The sequence below is a fragment of the Methylophilus sp. genome (genome assembly GCF_035460085.1).
Lineage (GTDB): Bacteria > Pseudomonadota > Gammaproteobacteria > Burkholderiales > Methylophilaceae > Methylophilus.
The window spans coordinates 1-16,251 of record NZ_DATHWZ010000019.1; the positions used below are offsets into that span (position 1 = coordinate 1).

A 16,251-nucleotide genomic window follows, 5' to 3' on the forward strand; every position below is an offset into this window, starting at 1 on the left:
AAAATTGATGCCGCAGCAAAGGCTTGTGTGCATCCGAATGCCAAACTTAAGGCAACTGCAAATTTACTAAGTTGTTTCATGTGGGTCTCCTCAATTAAAAAATAATCACTTCAAAAAACGCTTAAAACCGGGATATCGCCCCTGAAACATTTTCATCTTATTTTAGTAGTGAATTGACTATTACATTTACATACAAAATATGCAATTAGCTTGTGCTTTCGGGCGTGAATTCAAGGTGAAAATTTTTGTAAATTCAACACTTTAGGCAAGTTGTTCGATTCGGTGATATTCCAGTTTTCAATTGCCCCCAAGCGCCTTGTACAGGCTTACCTGGTTCTGCAACGCCTGCTGTTTGATTTGCAGTGCTTGTGCTTGTGCATCCAACACACTACGCTGGGCATCCAGCAGTTCCAGATAATTGACCAGACCTTGATCGAGTTTGCGTTTCACCAGTTGCAAGCGGCTGCTTTCCAGTTCACTTAATCGCGTTCTGGCAGCGGCTTCTTCTGCGATGGCAGTGCGGGTTGACAGTACGTCCATCACCTCTTTAAAAGCGGTTTGTATGGTTTTTTCGTAATTGACAATTTCTATATGCTGGCGCGTTTCTGCCAGGTTGAGATTGGCTTTATTTCTGCCGTAGTTAAAAATCGGGATCACCAGCTGTGGGCTGAAAGCCCAGTAATTACTGCCGGTCTGGGTAAACAGTTTGGAAAAGTCTGAGTTGACCAGGCCGACATTGGTGGTAAGTTGCAAGCGCGGGTAAAAGGCGGCTCTCGCTGCGCCAATATTGGCATTGGCAGCTTTCAGCTGATGCTCGGCAGCGCGGATATCGGCTCTTCTGGTGAGTAGGGTTGAAGGTAATCCAATAGTGGTTGTGCCAAGTTTTAGATCTTCCAGTGGTTTCACTGTCAACGCCGTGCGCTGTGTAGGTTCACCGAGTAATAAATACAGCGCATTTTTTGTTGTTTCCAGCTGGCGTTGCCACTGTGCATATTGTGCTTGTACCTGCTCGACCTGGATTTGGGCAGCTTTGACATCGAGTATCTGGTCTATGCCAGCCTCAAAACGGCGCTGAGTGCGCTGCAGGGTCTGTTTCCTGTCCTCCAGGGTTTGCTGTGCCAGTTTTAGCTGTGCATGTATGGCCAGCAGGTTGACATATTGGGTGGCGATTTCAGTAACCAGTGTTGCCTGTATCACCTGGCGGTTCTCAGCAACAGACAGGTATTGTTCGAGCGCCGACTGGGACAAACTTTTGACGCGGCCAAAAATATCAATCTCGTAATCCGTGATGCCGACTCCAGCCCGGAACAGCTCGGCTTCAAATGCCTGACTGGAGCTGAACACCGTGCGGCTACGATCATAACCGATGTTGCCTTGTATAGTTGGCAAGCGGTCTGCCTTCTGCACGCCATAGGTCGCCTTGGCTTCATCCATGCGCAGCACTGCTGTTTTCAGGTCACGGTTATGTTCAAGGCCAACCTGTATCAGCTTCTGCAAATCTGCATCCGGGAAATAGCTTTGCCAGGTCAGCGGCGGTGCTTCAGTCACTGATTCACTGGCTGGTTGGCCAGGATAAGCTTCAGGAACCGGTGCGGCAGGCCTGAAATACTCAGGCACCAGCGAGCAACTGCTGACGGCGAATGCCAGCGTGACCATGATGGCTAATTTGGCCTGAATACGGCTACACTTCATGGGACATCCTTTGTGTGGATGCTGGTTTGCGCATCCAGCGCCCCACCACAATAAAAAATAACGGTACAAAAAAGATCGCCAGCAAGGTCGCGGTGATAATGCCGCCTAACACACTGGTACCGATCGCCACCTGGGCACCGGAAGCAGCGCCAGTAGAGAACGCGAGCGGGATGACACCGACACCGAAGGCCAGTGACGTCATGACAATCGGGCGCAAACGTTCTTTGGCTGCCAGCAGGCTGGCTTCTATCAAGGGCATGCCTTGCAGCACGTGCTCACGCGCAAATTCTACAATCAGGATGGCGTTTTTGGCAGACAGGCCTATGGTAGCGATCAGGCCCACTTTGAAATAAATATCATTCGGCAATCCACGGATGGTCACACCTAATACGGCGCCTAGCACGCCCAATGGCACTACCAGCATCACGGCGAATGGAATCGCCCAGCTTTCATACAATGCGGCCAGTACCAGGAACACCACCAGGATAGACAAGCCAAACAACAAAGCAGCCTGGCTGCCGGATTGCTTTTCTTCCAGCGATTGGCCGGCCCATTCAAAACCGATGCCTTTACCCAACCCCTGCACGACTGCTTCGATTTTTTTCATGGCGTCGCCGCTGCTGTAGCCAGGCGCTGGTCCACCATTGATATTAAATGAAGGGAAACCATTAAAGCGTGTGCGTTGCGGCGTGCCCATGGCCCAATCCAGCGTCATGATCGAAGACAATGGCACCAGGCTGCCATCTGACGCTTTCAGGCGGATCTTCCTGATATCTTCCAGCGTCTGGCGCTGCTTGCCATCTGCCTGTATCAGCACCCTGCGCACCTGGTTGCCGTAGACAAAATCGCCCAGGTAATTCGAACCGAGCAGGGTCGCCAGGGTGTCATTGATCTCATCCACAGAAACACCCAGCGCATTGGCCTTGCTGCGATTCAGATGCATATTCACAACCGGGGTATCGTAGAGGCCGGCGAACAACACATTGGCCAGTTCAGGATGTTTGGCCGACTCGGCAATCAACTGGTCACGCGCTTTCATCAGCGTGTCTATGCCGACACTCGCCCGGTCCACCAGCTTGAGGTCAAATCCGCCTACGCTACCCAATTCAGGCAACGGTGGCGCATTCATGGCAAAAATAGTTAAATTCGGACGACCATAAAAGTGCTGGTTAACGCGATTCACAATCGCCGATACCTGCTGCTCTGCCTCAGGACGTTCGGTCCAGTCTTTGAGCGTGATAAACAGCATGCCGCTATTGGTACTGGTACCGTAAAAGCTAAAACCGCTGACTTCAAAAATAATATCCACCGGTTCGTTTTTCTGGATATAACTGCTCATATCGCCAAGCACTTGTGCAGTTTCCGCCAGGGTGGCGCCCTGTGGCAATGACACCATGACCATAAAGTTACCCTGATCTTCTTCCGGCAGGAAAGCGCCTGGCAACCGCATGAATAGCCAGCCTACCAGCGTGACTATCAGTGCGAATATGACCAGCCAGCGCAATGGCTTATTAAGCAAACCTCCGGTCAGCCTGGTATATCGCTCGGTCATGCATTTAAAGCTTTGGTTAAACCAGACAAAGAAACGGGCTTTATTACCGGATTCATGGCGTAGCAATGTGGAGCACAACGCCGGTGTCAGCGACAACGCAAGAAATGCCGAGAAGCTGATCGAGACCGAAAGTGCCAGTGAGAACTGACGGTAGATATTGCCCACCGCACCACTGAAAAATGCCATCGGGATAAACACCGATACCAGCACCGCGGTGATGCCGACCACGGCGCCGCTGATCTGAGACATGGCTTTTACGGTCGCATCATAAGCCGACAAGCCTTCCTCAACGATGAGGCGTTCGACATTCTCCACCACGACAATCGCATCATCGACCAGGATACCGATCGCCAGTACGACACCAAACATAGTGAGTACATTGATCGAATAACCTAGCCAGTACATCACCGCGAACGTACCCATTAGGGCGATAGGTACTACGATGGTCGGGATCAGCGTCGCACGCAGGTTTTGCATAAACAGGTACATGACCAGGAACACCAGTACCACCGCTTCAATCAGGGTCTGGATCACTTTCTTGATCGAAATAGACACAAACGCGGAGGAGTCATAAGACAACTGGAACACGACATTCGGCGGAAAGTATGGCTGCATCTGCTCCATGGCGACCTTAACGCGCTTGATGGTTTCTACCGCGTTAGAGCCGGGTGATAGCTTGATCGCCATACCGGCGGCATTCTTGCCGTTCACTTTCGAACTATAGGTATAGTCACTGCTGCCCATTTCGACACGGGCTACGTCCTTGATCAGCAACGCTGAGCCGTCAGGCTGGGTACGGATAGGCACGCTGGCGAAATCTTCCACGGTCTTGAGAGTAGCTTCTGCCTCCAGCGACACGCTCAGCGGCGAGCCTTCAGGCACACCGCTGGCACCGACCTGGCCCAGCGTCAGGCGGGTATTGTAGCTACGCAAGGCATTTGAAATCTCTGTCACGCTGACATTCAGGCCAGCCATTTTCTGCGGGTCGGGCCAGATGCGCATCGCATATTCCGGGCTGAACGACTGCACTTTACCAACACCCTGCACACGTTTCAGTGTCGGCATGACGGTGGCAGAAGACAACTCGCCGAGGTCAATTTCACTGTAGCGGTTATCTTCAGAGGTCAGTGACACGATCAGCTGGAAACTATCTGCCGATTTTTCTACCGTAATGCCGCTACGGCGGACGATTTCAGGCAAACGCACTTCTACGCTTTTGAGTCGGTTCTGCACATCCACCGCCGCCAGGTCAGGGTTAGTACCCTGTCGGAAAGTCACGCTGATAGAAGCCATGCCGACGTTGCTGGTCGCGGAAACATACATCAGGCCAGGCATACCGTTCATCTCGCGCTCGATAATCGACGTCACGGTTTCTTCTACCACTTTGGCTGACGCCCCAGGATAAGTCGCGGCGATATTCACCACCGGGGGCGCGATGTCAGGATATTGCGCAATCGGTAATTGTTTGATGGCGAGGACACCTGCCAGCACAATCAGGATCGCGATCACCCAGGCAAATATCGGGCGATCAATAAAGAATCGGCTCATGAAGCGGCTTTCGTTGTTTTTTCGGCGGTATCGCTTGTGCTAGCGTCTTTATCATTTACGCCGACCACTTTCGGCGTCACTTTAGTACCCGCCACTTGTGTAGCCGCATTGGTGATCACTACCTTTTCGCCTGGTTGCAAGCCCTGCTCAATCACCCACTGTTTGCCGGACAGGCTGCCGGTTTGCACTTCACGTGATTCAAGCACTTGCTGTGCATTCACCACCCAAACTCTTGCTGAGAACTGGTCGCGCAGCAAAGCATCACGTGGTATCAGAATGGCTTTCGGATTTGTTGCCTGGCGTATCTTCAGGCGCACATAGGCACCTGGCATCAACTCTTGCTGCGGGTTTTCAAAAATGGCGCGCATCACCACTGAGTCTGTGGTCTGGTTGACAGACACATCTGAGAATGACAGTTTTCCGGCACTTGGGTAAGCTGATCCGTCTGGAAGGATCAATTCGATTTTAAACTTGCCGTCGCTGCCCTTGAGTTGTCCATCACGCAGTGCTTTGCGCAAGGCAAACACTTCAGAAGAAGATTGTGCGAAGTTGACATACACCGGATTCACCTGCTCTACCGTGGTCATATGTGTGGCTTCATCCTTACCCACCAGCGCACCTTCAGTCACCAGCGCACGCCGGGCCACGCCATCAATCGGCGCCTGTACATTGGCGTAGCCTACGTCAAGTTTGGCGCGGTTCAATTTAGCCTGTGCGGCCGCCACTTCGGCTTTTGCAAGTTGCACTTCTGCCTGCGCAGCACGGTAATCGCGCTGGCTCACAGACTGATCGCTGACCAGGGCCTGGTAGCGCTGTAATTTATCATTGGCATTGACCAGGTTGGCCTCTGTCCTGGCCAACTCGGCTTCGGCTTCCAGCCTGGAAGCCTGTAACTGTTCAGGATTCAGTGCGAACAAGGTAGTTCCGGCTTTGACTACCTGCCCTTCCTGATAAAGGCGCTTGGCGACTATCCCAGTCACCCGCGCCCTCACTTCGGCAATGCGGAACGCTTCCACACGACCTGGCAACTCTACTTCGCTCGGAATTTCTGTATATTGCACCTGCACCACCTCAACTTCAGCTGCGCCAGCAGGACCGACGGCAGCCTCTTCAGTTTTGCTGCAGGCAGCCAATAACAATAGTAGACCCAGAGAAAGTGATAGCGAAATGGAGTGAGAACGGAATAGCGACATACACATGCCTCAAATGCGAATGGCTACTATTCTATCCGCAGTTTTTTAATTAATCAATCGTGACTGATTAATTATTTCTTGCTATGATGGTGTCATTCATTTCTTAATGCATGTCATTTGCCATGGCCAGAAAAACCAAAGAGGATGCCCAGAAAACCCGCGATCAGATCATGGACGCTGCGGAATCCGTTTTTTACGACAAGGGCTTTACGCTGACGACCATGTCGGACATTGCAGAAGCCGCCAAATTGTCGCGCGGGGCGGTGTATGGCCATTACAAAAGCAAGCTTGAATTGGCCACCGCCATGGCTGAGCGTGTGATTGACCAGGTGGCGCCCTTTCAAGGAGATGCAGGCATTAGCCCGCTGCTCAACCTGAAACAGTATTGCCTGCAGGAAATCCGCAGTTACATTGAACCAAGCTCGATCCAGAAAGTATTATTTTTTCTGTATATCGGCATTGATGATTCGCCTGAATTACTGCAACTTCGCTATGCGTGGGAAAAAAAGCGTATTGCCCAGATTGATGCTTTGCTCAAACAATCGATCAGCGTGGGCGAATTGAAACCCGATGCGGATTTTGAACTGATCAGCCTGTATTGCCAATCCATTATTGAAGGCGTGTTCAGCATTGTGCATTTTGGCAATTTGCCGGAAAACCAGTGCTGGCAGAAAGCCGAACAGTTATGTGAATATGGCCTGCAACGGCTACCTACCTGAGATATACGCGCAACTGTCTGAAAAGTTATTTGCCAGAGTTAGTCTGGTAAAACATTGACGAGTTGCCTTGGCATGGGTCAAGATAATAGCGGATTAAATTGATACCAATAAAACTTGTTCAACTTTTTTGAGTGAGCGAGGTCAATGATTCAAACCAATAAAAAAGCCTTTACATTTAGCCAATAGAAAAAACCAAGCCTTATGGATCACAACCTTTCCCTGATTACCACCATCGCTGCAGCGTTCGCTTTATCACTAGTTTTTGGATTGATTGCCGAAAAATTGAAACTTCCGGCGCTGATTGGCTATTTATTTGCCGGGATATTGATCGGACCGGCCACACCTGGCTTCGTGGCAGATATTGAAATCGCCTCTCAACTGTCAGAGATTGGCGTCATGCTGCTGATGTTTGGCGTCGGTTTGCATTTCTCAATACAGGATTTGATGTCCGTCAAACGGATTGCCTTACCCGGCGCACTCGTACAAATGGCATTGGCCACCCTGCTGGGCATGTTAGTCGCCCATTATTGGGGATGGAGTATGGGGCATGGCCTTGTGTTCGGCTTATCCCTTTCCTGCGCCAGTACCGTGGTATTACTGAAAGCATTGGAATCCAGACGCATCCTCGAAAGCATGAATGGCAAAATTGCCGTTGGCTGGTTAGTGGTGGAGGACATGATCACGGTGTTGGTACTGGTGCTGATGCCGGCACTGGCAGGCGCATTAGGTGGTCAGGGTGAGGTCGCCAATGCCGGTGCTATCTGGGAAACCATAGGCATGACCATGCTGGAAATTGCCGGTTTTGTCGCCGTGATGCTGGTGGTGGGCCGGCGTGTACTGCCATGGCTGTTGTGGTACGTCGCAGGCACAGGTTCACGTGAACTATTTACACTTACCGTGATTGCAGTCGCGATCGGCGTCGCCTTTTTTGCATCTTCACTGTTTAACGTATCCTTTGCGCTGGGGGCGTTCTTCGCCGGCATGATCATGCGCGAATCAGAATACAGCCATAGAGCGGCAGAAGACTCCCTGCCGTTCCGCGATGCGTTTGCAGTGTTGTTCTTTGTTGCTGTAGGGATGCTGTTTGACCCGAGTATCCTGATCAAGCAACCCTACCAGGTGCTGGCCGTAGTGGGCATTATTGTGGTCGGCAAATCGCTGGCTGCCGTCGCTATCGTACTGGCGCTGCGCTACCCGCTGAATACCGCATTAACCGTTGCGGCCAGCCTGGCGCAAATCGGTGAGTTTTCATTCATTCTGGCAGGCCTGGGGGTTTCGCTGGGCTTGCTGTCACAGGACGCCATGAGCCTGGTACTGGCCGGGGCATTGATTTCAATCGCACTTAATCCGTTAGTGTTTGCCTCGATTAAACCTTTTGCCAGCTGGGTTGTAAATAAATCTGATGTGGCGCGGCGGTTGTCGCAGCGCATGGACCCTTACGGCGAATTACCCATGACCACTGAAAGAAAATTCCTTGAGGGCCAGGTGGTATTGGTGGGTTATGGCCGCGTGGGTAAACGCATTGCCATGTCACTGGAAGCTTCCAGTATTCCGTTTGTGGTCGCCGAGCAGAACCGTGAATTGGTGGAAAAACTGCGTAAGAAAGGCCAGCCAGCGGTTTCCGGGAACGCGGCTGACCCGATGGTATTGATACAGGCGCATATCGCCAATGCCGCCATGCTGATTATCGCCACCCCGGATTCAATGGATATCCGCAAGATTGTCGATATCGCCAAACAGTTGAAGCCAGATATTGAAGTGGTGATCCGCACCCATCATGAAGACGAATACCAGCGTTTGCAAAAAGAAGTCGGCGATACGGTATTTTTTGGTGAGGAAGAACTGGCCAAAGGGATGTCTGCCCATGTACTGCAGCGGTTTGAACGGCATATCCTTTAAAGCAGTTTATTATCTTTAAAAAATCCCCATCCGGGCCATGCCATGGCCCGGTTTCCTCATGTCTGTTGCCATCACCACGAATCCTGCTGAATTTATCCGTCTATTTCACGCTCAGATACGTATCGTTACATTTCAATGTAATAAAAAACCTTAGAATCTTGTCACAGCAACATAACCATTGAATACAAACGATTGAAAACGGTTTCCATGTACGCCTTCGCGCCCACTGCTCCATTACCAGTATATTTACCTCATGCATTTCCCCTTCGGATATTTTTATCTATCCCTTTGGCGCTGATATGCCTGGCGCTGGCTGGGTGTTCCGCTGATGACAAATCCAAAAATCCCAATACCAAGATACCTGAAGTCGGGGTAATCACCGTGCAGCAGGTTACCCAACCTATCGTGGCAGACCTGCCGGGCCGCACTACTCCCTACCTGATTTCAGAGATCAGGCCCCAGGTCAGCGGTATTATCCGCCAGCGTAACTTTACCGAAGGCGCTTTGGTGAGAGCAGGCGACCTGCTTTACCAGATTGAGCCTGCGCCCTACCTGGCCAGTTACCAAAGTGCCGCAGCCGCGCTGCAAAAAACCGAAGCCACCCTGGTCACCCTGAAACTCAAAGCCGACCGTTATAAAGAGCTGGTGAAGATCAACGCCATCAGCAGGCAGGATAATGACGATACCCAGGCCGCCCTGCAGCAAGGCGAAGCGGATGTCGCGGCAGCCAGGGCCATGTTGAGTACGGCCAGGATCAACCTGGATTTCACCAAGCTGGTTTCTCCAATCACCGGTTTTGTTTCTACTTCAACCTTTACCCCAGGCGCGCTGGTGACTGCCAATCAGGAAGCGGCACTCACGACCGTGCAACAACTGGACCCTATTTATGTTGATGTGATTCAATCCAGTAGCGACCTGTTAACACTGAGACGGGATATTGCGGCCGGGAAACTGACCGGCAACACGCAAAAAGAAGTGCCGGTGCGGGTAGTGCTGGAAGACGGCTCGACCTATGCACATGCAGGTAAACTCAAATTCAGTGGCGTCAGTGTGAATACGGCTTCCGGTGCGGTGACTTTACGTGCAGTGGTGCCTAACCCGGAAGGCGTATTGCTGCCTGGCATGTATGTGCATGCCCTGATCGATGTGGCAATGGATAAAGAGGCCATCCTGGTGCCGCAACGCGCAGTGACCCGGAATACACGGGGTGAACCCACAGTGCTGGTAGTGGATGCAGCGCAAAAAGTGCAACAGAAAATCATAGAAACCAATGGCACTAACGGCGACGCATGGCGGGTCAGCAAAGGCCTGCAGGCCGGTGAGCGTGTGGTGATGGATGGTGTGCAGAAGGCCAGCGTCGGCAGTGTCGTCAAGCCGGTGCCTTTTGTGCCTCCCGCGACGGCTTCAGCGAACAACCCACAGCCTCAACAAGCACCCAAACAATAATGCCGGGCGCTTGGACCAGATACTGAACATCCCACACTAAAAGACTTTATTCATGGCCGCCTTTTTTATACAACGTCCGATTTTTGCCTGGGTGATTGCGATTGTCATCATGCTGGCCGGGATAGGCGCGATTGAGTGGCTGCCACTGGAACAGTATCCAGACATCGCCCCGCCGCGTGTGTCCATCAATGCGACTTATACAGGCGCTGCTGCCGATACGATTGAAAACTCGGTCACCCAGGTGATCGAACAGTATATGAAGGGGATTGATAACCTCACCTATATGTCGGCCAGCAGCACTTCTTCAGGTACTGCGAGCATCAGCCTGACGTTTGACGCCGGCACCAACCCCGATGTGGCGCAGATGCAGGTGCAGAACAAATTGCAGCAAGCCATGCCACGTTTGCCGCAGATCGTACAAAGCCAGGGCGTGACGGTTGCAAAAACCGGTATTGATTTCCTGATGGTGGTGTCGCTGATGTCTGATAACCCCAGCGTTCGGGCAATTGATATCGGCGATTATATTTCCAGCAACCTGATAGACCAGATCAGCCGCCTGGATGGGGTGGGTGATGTGCAAACGCTGGGCTCGGGCTACGCCATGCGTATATGGCTGGATCCGGCCAAACTGCAAAAATACAATCTGATCCCTTCGGATATTTCTGCGGCTGTACAGGCACAGAACACTGAAGTCTCCTCCGGCCAGCTGGGCGCATTACCTGCCGTCAACAGCCAGGAACTGAACGCGCCGATCACCGCACGCAGCAAATTACAGACGGTAGACCAGTTCAAGCAGATCATCGTCAAATCCGGGGCTGACGGTTTCCTGGTGCATTTATCTGATGTTGCCAGAGTAGAGCTGGGCGCTGAGAGTTATACGCCGGTCGCCAGGCTCAATGGTAAAACCTCGGCCGCTTTTGGGGTACGGCTGGCTTCCGGTGCCAATGCGCTGGCGACTGCGCAGGCAGTGAAAGACAAATTGGTCGAACTTGAACCCTACTTTCCTGCTGAGTTGAAGCTTAGCGTGTATATCCCTTATGACACCACGCCATTCGTGCGGCTTTCGATCAAGGAGGTGGTGAAATCGCTGGTGGAAGCGATTTTACTGGTGGTGATCATCATGTACGTGTTCCTGCAGAACCTGCGTGCGACCCTGATTCCGGCGATTGCGGTGCCGGTGGTCTTACTCGGTACTTTCGGCGTGCTGGCAGCATTTGGCTTCTCCATTAACACGTTGACCATGTTTGGCCTGGTACTCGCGATTGGCCTGCTGGTGGATGACGCCATCGTAGTGGTCGAAAACGTGGAGCGTATCATGCGTGAAGAAGGCCTGAGTCCCAAGGAGGCCACCCGCAAATCCATGAGCGAGATCACCAGCGCGCTGGTCGGTATTTCACTGGTATTGTCTGCGGTATTTATCCCGATGGCATTCTTTGGTGGTGCCACCGGCGTGATTTACCGCCAGTTTTCCATCACCATCGTCTCAGCCATGCTGTTGTCCGTGCTGGTCGCATTAACGCTGACACCAGCGCTGTGTGCAACCTTGCTCAAACCGGTGTCGCATGAAAAATCGACCTCGGGAGGCATGTTTGGCTGGTTCTTCCGCTGGTTTAACCCGGCGTTCGATACGATGTCAGCCCGATACCAAGCCTCGGTAGAAACGATACTGCGTAGAAAAATGCTGACCATGCTGGTATATGGCGGCATCATCATAGTGCTGGCAGTGTTATTCGCGCGCCTGCCCAGCTCCTTTCTACCGACCGAAGACCAGGGCACACTGAGCGCACAGATCCAGCTGCCGGTAGGTGCGACTGATGCTCGTATGCAACAGGTGCTGAAACAGGTTGAAAAATACCTGAATAGCCAGGATGCAGTGATAGACCAGTTTTTAACGATTGCCGGACAGGGACAAGGTGGTGGTGGCAGCCAGAACTCGGGGCGCGCATTTATCCGCCTGAAAGACTGGTCGGTACGTGGCGAAGGCGAGGATGCCGCGTCACTGGCCGACAAGGCGACCAAAGCCTTATCCGGGATACGCGATGCTAAGCTATTTGTGACGCAGCCAGCACCGGTGCGCGGTCTGGGCCAGGGCTCCGGCTTTACGCTGGAATTGAAAGATGTAGGTGGTTTGGGCCATGATGGCTTAATGGCGGCCAGAAACCACTTTATTGAACTGGCATCACAAAACCCCAAATTGAACCGGGTGCGCCCGAGCGGGCTGGATGATACGCCTATGTTCAGGGTGAACATCGATGACCAGAAAACCGGTATTTACAATCTGACGACCGCCAGCATTAACTCCACCCTCTCGATTGCCATGGGTGGTACTTATGTCAATGATTTCATTAATAAAGGTCGCGTAAAAAGAGTCTACCTGCAGGGTGATGCGCCGTTCCGCATGCAGCCTGAGGATATCGAACGCTGGTATGTGCGCAACACGACCAATGACATGGTGCCCTTCTCCGCTTTCTCAAATACCAAGTGGGTATCCGGCTCGCCCCTGCTCGAACGCTTTAATGGTATCTCGTCCATGGAGATTGTCGGTGAACCGGCCAAAGGCATCAGTACCGGTGAAGCCATGCTGATCGTCGAGGACATTATCAAGCAATTGCCGACAGGCATAGGCTATGAATGGAGCGCGCAATCTTACCAGGAACGTTTATCCGGATCCCAAGCGCCGTTGCTATACGCGGTGTCTATCATTTTCGTTTTCCTCTGCCTGGCGGCATTATACGAAAGCTGGGCGGTGCCTTTCTCGGTGATCCTGGTGGTGCCGCTTGGCATTCTGGGCGCAGTGCTGGCCACCACCTTGCGTGGGCTGACAGCCGATGTGTACTTCCAGGTCGGCTTGCTGACCACCATAGGCCTGGCGGCCAAGAACGCCATCCTGATTGTTGAATTTGCCAAGCACCTGCAGGAACAGGGCAAGCCGCTGATTGAAGCGACACTGGAAGCCGTACAACTGCGCTTGCGCCCTATCCTGATGACTTCTCTGGCGTTTATTTTCGGCGTATTACCGCTAGCGTTCAGTGAAGGGGCTGGCGCGGTCAGCCGCCAGGCGATAGGCACGGGGGTGTTGGGTGGTATGCTGACGGCCACTTTCCTCGGCATATTCTTTGTACCGCTGTTTTATGTGTTGATACGCTCGCTGTTTCCTTACCAGGCTGAGAATGCTTCACCTGAAACACATCCACAAATCAAAGCTGGCCATGAATAAGTTGCACTTCATACTCAATCCTCTAAAACTGGCCACATTACTCGCCGGCGCACTCGCGTTGACAGCCTGCATCAATCTTGCGCCCTTTTACAGCCGGCCTGAAGCGCCAGTGCCTGCCACACTTGGCGATGTCGCTAATGAACAGAAAGCGCTGGCTGAAATTAAATGGCAGTCTTTCGTCACCAATAAAAGACTGCAGCAGGTAATCGATCTTTCCCTCAAAAATAACCGTGACTTGCGGGTGGCCACCCTGAATATCGAAAGAGCCAGGGCGCAATACCAGGTACAGCGCGCAGACTTGTTTCCTACCGTTGCCGCCACTTTGTCAGAAACTGCCTCTAAAGGGCTTTCTAACGTTGGCAATAATGGCAATGTGGCTGCTGGCACCGTGGCAGCGAGCAATAATAACAGCGGCAACGTATCCCATGTATATCGTGCCACCGTAGGGTTCAGTGCCTATGAGCTGGATTTGTTTGGCCGTATCCGTAATTTAAATGCCCAGGCTTTACAGACATTTTATTCGGAAGAAGAAAACCGCAAAACCACGCAAATCAGCCTGGTGGCTGAAATCTCTACCGCATGGCTGACGCTGGCTGCCGATAAAAAGCGGCTGGCTATCGCGCAGCAGACACTGAAAAGTCAGCAGAATACTTACGATATCAATCAAAAGATGTTTGACCTGGGTGTCGCCAATGCGCTCACTTTAAAACAATTGCAAACCAGTGTGGATAATGCACGCGTCGCCGTCGCAACTTACAATATCCAGATCCAGCAGGATATCAATGCACTTAACCTGCTGGCTGGGAGCATAGTACCGGCGGCCTGGTTGCCGGATAGCGCGTTGTCCAGCGTAGCGCTTTTCACAGCCTTGCCACGCGGTGTGACTTCAAAAACCTTGCAGCAACGTCCTGATGTGCGTGCTGCCGAACACCTGCTGGAAGGTGCCAATGCCAATATTGGTGCACTCCGTGCTGCGTTCTTTCCTACCATCAGCCTGACCACCACAGTAGGCAGTGCAAGCACCGAGCTGAATGGCCTGTTTGGTCCAGGTTCCCGCATATGGACTTTTGTGCCGCAGATCAGCCTGCCTATCTTCAATGGTGGCCGTAACCGCGCCAACCTCACCATTGGTGAAAAGAACCAGCAAATCCTGCTCGCGCAATATGAAAAAACCGTACAAACCGCCTTCAGGGAAGTGGCTGATGTGTTGGTGCAACGCGAGGGAATACAGACACAAATAGAGGCGCAAAAGTCATTGACCGATGCGGCTTCAGCGGCGTTTCAACTGGCTGATGCCCGCTTTAAAAATGGTGTGGATAGTTATCTGGTCGTTCTCGATGCGCAAAGAACACTTTATACTGCCGAGCAATCACTGGTGACCTTGGAATTAAACGATGCCGCCAGCCAATTAACCTTGTATAAAGTGTTAGGCGGCGGCTGGCAATAGACTCTGCATCGCCTGCGCCAGTAAACCCTTAATCTGCATCAGGCTACTTTCCAGGCAGTTTTTTCTATTTTCGTCATCAAAAAAACATGTGCCTGTTTAGTGTGCACATTTTTTGCTTAGTAATTAATTAATGCGTACTGATATCTCTCCCGAACAAACCATCATCCTGGCAAAAATCAGGCATATCGAAGAGCTCGAGCGCCTCGATACCTGTATTCAGTTTGTTGAAAGCATAGGTCAGATGGTGCACCAGATGCAGGCTGAACGGGGGGCAAGCTCCCTGTACCTGGCTTCATCCGGCAAGCGCTTTGCGTCAGAACGCGCTGAGATCATCAGTACGAGCCTTGCGTTGGAATCGCGCTTCAGGCAAGCATTAACACAGCATCTGAATCAAAACGCGCTTGCAGATGCCAAGCAACTGACCTTGATTTCCTGGATACTGCTGGGCCTGGACCAGCAAACATCGTTGCGCCACCAGGTGACCCTGCATAAGATTTCTTTTACCAATTGTATTGAATCATTCAGCCGCCTGATTGCCAGCCTGATCTCGCTGATTTTTGAGATCACGGACAGCTCGGTGAACAATAAAATCTCCACATGCCTGCTCACGCTGTACAACCTGATTCAAGGCAAGGAGTTCGCAGGTCAGGAGCGCGCGGTCGGCTCTTACATCTTTGGTTCAGGCAGCTTGCAATTGCCGCACCAGCAAAAACTGCTGGAACTGGTCGCTCAGCAAGAACGACACTTTGAATTATTCAGCCAGCTGGGCGGTGAAGAATTAAGACAGGCATGGGCCACCTTGCAGGCTACCAGCCAACATCAACAGCACCTGAGATACCGCCACAAACTGACTTCTGCCAAAGACCAGCAGCCACTGAAACCCAGTGATGCACACATCTGGTTTGAGTTATGTACACAGCAGCAAACCGAAATATGGCAGATCCAATGCCAGTTGATTGAGAAAATGCACCGCATGCTGAAAGTGCTGGCGCATCAAGCCAAGCACGATCTTGAACAAACGCAGGAGTATTTGAATACAATTGCGGCCAAGCGATCTTCCGCCTTGGACAGCACATTTTTCAACCTGGCTATTCCTGTGGAAAGTGCGTTGAATTTCCAGGCGAACGACACCCTGAAAACTTACCCGATCGCCTCGATGATCAGCCTGTTGCAGCAGCAATCACAGCAGATCGCTGATATGGAAAGTGAACTGTCGGATACCCGCAAGGCGCTGGTCGAACGCAAGCAGATTGAACGTGCCAAAGGGGTGCTCATGAGCACACTCGGCATCAATGAAATGGAAGCTTACAAGTCTCTGCGCAGCACAGCGATGGAACAAAACCGTAAGGTGATTGATGTCGCTGAGAACATCCTCGCCCTGCACAAAAACACCGGTTAATCACCGTCTACTTGGTGCATCCGCACTTGTATGGTGCGATGCATACTGCTGACAGCTTCCAAAAGAATATCAAAAAACCTCACCAGAACAACCACTTAAACACTACCACATTTCTGGCATAACAATTGCTGAACTGGTT

General features: G+C 51.9%; 9 protein-coding genes. 6 read left to right on the forward strand and 3 right to left on the reverse strand.

From position 1 onward, the window contains the following. Positions 1-297 precede the first annotated feature (297 nt). The 3 genes from VK958_RS02675 to VK958_RS02685 are packed head-to-tail and all read right to left on the reverse strand — an operon-like array spanning position 298 to position 5,985. On the reverse strand, positions 298-1,692 hold the full coding sequence (locus tag VK958_RS02675) for an efflux transporter outer membrane subunit (protein ID WP_325238804.1): 1,395 nt from the start codon (positions 1,690-1,692) through the stop codon (positions 298-300). Beyond that, positions 1,682-4,792 (reverse strand): multidrug efflux RND transporter permease subunit, encoded by a 3,111-nt coding sequence (locus VK958_RS02680; RefSeq protein WP_325238806.1) that lies wholly within the window; start codon positions 4,790-4,792, stop codon positions 1,682-1,684. The genes VK958_RS02675 and VK958_RS02680 overlap by 11 nt, the downstream gene beginning before the upstream one ends. Further along, a complete protein-coding gene (locus VK958_RS02685) occupies positions 4,789-5,985 on the reverse strand; it encodes an efflux RND transporter periplasmic adaptor subunit (protein WP_325238807.1) in 1,197 nt (398 codons plus the stop codon). The genes VK958_RS02680 and VK958_RS02685 overlap by 4 nt, the downstream gene beginning before the upstream one ends. A 122-nt stretch (positions 5,986-6,107) precedes the next feature. Here VK958_RS02685 and VK958_RS02690 point away from each other — a divergent pair, with 122 nt between their 5' ends. The 6 genes from VK958_RS02690 to VK958_RS02715 all read left to right on the forward strand — a co-directional run bounded on the left by VK958_RS02690 (position 6,108) and on the right by VK958_RS02715 (position 16,112). Then, positions 6,108-6,704 (forward strand): TetR/AcrR family transcriptional regulator, encoded by a 597-nt coding sequence (locus VK958_RS02690; RefSeq protein ID WP_325238808.1) that lies wholly within the window; start codon positions 6,108-6,110, stop codon positions 6,702-6,704. Positions 6,705-6,905: 201 nt separating this feature from the next. After that, positions 6,906-8,603: a cation:proton antiporter gene (locus tag VK958_RS02695; protein WP_325238809.1), complete on the forward strand. Its 1,698-nt coding sequence runs from the start codon at positions 6,906-6,908 to the stop codon at positions 8,601-8,603. A 288-nt stretch (positions 8,604-8,891) separates the two neighbouring features. After that, positions 8,892-10,049: an efflux RND transporter periplasmic adaptor subunit gene (locus VK958_RS02700; RefSeq protein WP_325238811.1), complete on the forward strand. Its 1,158-nt coding sequence runs from the start codon at positions 8,892-8,894 to the stop codon at positions 10,047-10,049. A 52-nt stretch (positions 10,050-10,101) separates the two neighbouring features. Beyond that, positions 10,102-13,266, forward strand: a complete 3,165-nt coding sequence (locus tag VK958_RS02705) for an efflux RND transporter permease subunit (RefSeq protein WP_325238812.1) — start codon at positions 10,102-10,104, stop codon at positions 13,264-13,266. Next, positions 13,259-14,713 carry an efflux transporter outer membrane subunit gene (locus VK958_RS02710; protein WP_325238814.1) on the forward strand — a complete coding sequence of 485 codons (1,455 nt, stop codon included), beginning with the start codon at positions 13,259-13,261 and terminating at the stop codon, positions 14,711-14,713. The genes VK958_RS02705 and VK958_RS02710 overlap by 8 nt, the downstream gene beginning before the upstream one ends. A 130-nt stretch (positions 14,714-14,843) precedes the next feature. After that, complete coding sequence (locus VK958_RS02715) at positions 14,844-16,112, forward strand: nitrate- and nitrite sensing domain-containing protein (RefSeq protein WP_325238815.1); 1,269 nt, start codon at positions 14,844-14,846, stop codon at positions 16,110-16,112. Positions 16,113-16,251: the final 139 nt, after the last annotated feature.

Coding starts and splice junctions, on each gene's coding strand:
- VK958_RS02685 (WP_325238807.1), bottom strand. CDS start 5,985: ATGTCGCTATTCCGTTCTCACTCCATTTCGCTATCACTTTCTCTGGGT.
- VK958_RS02675 (WP_325238804.1), bottom strand. CDS start 1,692: ATGAAGTGTAGCCGTATTCAGGCCAAATTAGCCATCATGGTCACGCTG.
- VK958_RS02710 (WP_325238814.1), top strand. CDS start 13,259: ATGAATAAGTTGCACTTCATACTCAATCCTCTAAAACTGGCCACATTA.
- VK958_RS02705 (WP_325238812.1), top strand. CDS start 10,102: ATGGCCGCCTTTTTTATACAACGTCCGATTTTTGCCTGGGTGATTGCG.
- VK958_RS02715 (WP_325238815.1), top strand. CDS start 14,844: ATGCGTACTGATATCTCTCCCGAACAAACCATCATCCTGGCAAAAATC.
- VK958_RS02690 (WP_325238808.1), top strand. CDS start 6,108: ATGGCCAGAAAAACCAAAGAGGATGCCCAGAAAACCCGCGATCAGATC.
- VK958_RS02695 (WP_325238809.1), top strand. CDS start 6,906: ATGGATCACAACCTTTCCCTGATTACCACCATCGCTGCAGCGTTCGCT.
- VK958_RS02680 (WP_325238806.1), bottom strand. CDS start 4,792: ATGAGCCGATTCTTTATTGATCGCCCGATATTTGCCTGGGTGATCGCG.